This is a genomic window from Mesorhizobium sp. M0152, assembly GCF_040322415.1.
Taxonomy (GTDB): domain Bacteria; phylum Pseudomonadota; class Alphaproteobacteria; order Rhizobiales; family Rhizobiaceae; genus Mesorhizobium.
Genome location: NZ_JAMYTH010000111.1, coordinates 1 through 1,551 on the forward strand (window position 1 = coordinate 1; position 1,551 = coordinate 1,551).

3 protein-coding genes are annotated in these 1,551 nt (G+C 61.2%); all 3 read left to right on the plus strand.

Annotation, left to right across the window (positions count from 1 at the left end; genetic code table 11):
* The first annotated feature begins 189 nt into the window (after positions 1-189).
* Positions 190-534, plus strand: coding sequence for a hypothetical protein (locus NKJ26_RS33330; RefSeq protein ID WP_352700090.1), 345 nt, complete (start codon positions 190-192; stop codon positions 532-534).
* The gene (locus NKJ26_RS33335) at positions 512-820 is read left to right on the plus strand and encodes an RNA-dependent RNA polymerase family protein (RefSeq protein ID WP_352700092.1); all 309 of its coding nucleotides are present in this window, start codon (positions 512-514) and stop codon (positions 818-820) included. The genes NKJ26_RS33330 and NKJ26_RS33335 overlap by 23 nt, the downstream gene beginning before the upstream one ends.
* Before the next feature lie 11 nt (positions 821-831).
* A partial coding sequence (locus tag NKJ26_RS33340) for a reverse transcriptase domain-containing protein (protein ID WP_352700094.1) occupies positions 832-1,551 on the plus strand: 720 nt, incomplete at its 3' end.

The following is a 1,551-nucleotide window of genomic DNA, read 5'->3' on the forward strand; positions in this document are numbered from 1 at the left end:
GGTCCGCAACGGGAAGGCGAGGAGCCGTAGCCGTTGATGCACGATCCAGAGAAGTCTGACACCGGCATAGTAGCTGTGAAGCCGACGAACAAAGCCGGGCGACCGGCGGCGGAGTTGGTGGAGCCAAGGCCGGGGACCAAGGGGAACGCGGAACAGCAACACATGCACCGGACACAGAGCCGGGCTCGCATGTCCCAGGCGCTGGACCGCGTACGGAAAGCCGCAAGGCAAAGGAAGAAGGAAAGGTTCACCGCGCTCTTCCACCATATCAATGTCGACACACTGCGGACGGCGTTCTACGCGCTCAAGCGCAAAGCCGCTCCGGGGGTGGATGGCATGACGTGGCAGGACTACGAGGAGCGCAAGCTTGAGGACCTGCACAGACGGGTTCAACGGGGAGTGTACCGCCCGCAACCGTCGCGCCGGACGTTTATACCGAAGGCGGATGGGAAGCAGCGGCCGTTGGCGATTGCCGCCCTGGAAGATAAGATCGTTCAGGGGTGCAACGGTCATGGTGCTCAATGCCATCTATGAAGGCGACTTCTGTGGTTTCTCCTACGGGTTCCGACCCGGAAGGGGGCCGCACGATGCATTGGATGCCTTGTACGTCGCGATCGACCGACGGAAGGTGAACTGGATCGTCGACGCCGATATCCAGAACTTTTTCGGGGCTGTCAGCCGGGAATGGCTGACTCGCTTCCTGGAGCATCGGATCGGCGACAAGCGCATCATCCGCCTGATCCAGAAATGGCTCAAGGCGGGCATTCTCGAAGACGGGATCGTGACTGTGGATGACAGGGGAACCGGTCAGGCTCGGTGATTTCGCCGTTTTTGGCGAATATCTACCTGCACTACGTTCTGGACCTGTGGGCCCAGCGCTGGCGACAGCGCGAGGCTACCGGCGACATGATCATCGTGCGCTATGCCGATGATGTGGTCGTTGGCTTCGAGCATGAGGGCGACGCTCGTCGCTTTCTCGAAGCGATGCGCGCGAGGCTTGAGGAGTTCCTGCTGTCGCTTCATCCGGACAAGACTCGCCTGATTGAGTTTGGTCGCCTCGCGGCGGCCAACCGCAAGCAGCGCGGGCTCGGCAAACCGGAGACCTTTGCCTTTCTGGGGTTCACGTTCATCTGCGGAAAATCGCGTCGAGGGCACTTCCAGCTTCAAAGGAAGACCCGCGGCGACCGCATACGGGCGAAGCTTCAGGACATTAAGGTCGAGCTGCGACGGCGAATGCACTGGCCGATCCCCAAGCAGGGGAAGGTGGCTAAGGCAGATCGTGACAGGCCACTTCGCATATTTCGCGGTTCCAACGAATATCCGGGCGCTCACGGCGTTCAGGTATCGGGTGATCGACATTTGGAGGCGTACGCTTCAGCGGCGCAGCCAGAAGGACGGCGCTACGTGGGAACGGATTGCGCAGTTGGCCAACGACTACCTTCCCAAGCCTTGCAACCTTCATCCATGGCCGAGTGTCCGTTTCGCCGTCAAACACTCGAGGTAGGAGCCGAGTGCCCGAATTGGGCCCGCTCGGATCTGTGCGGGGGGCGC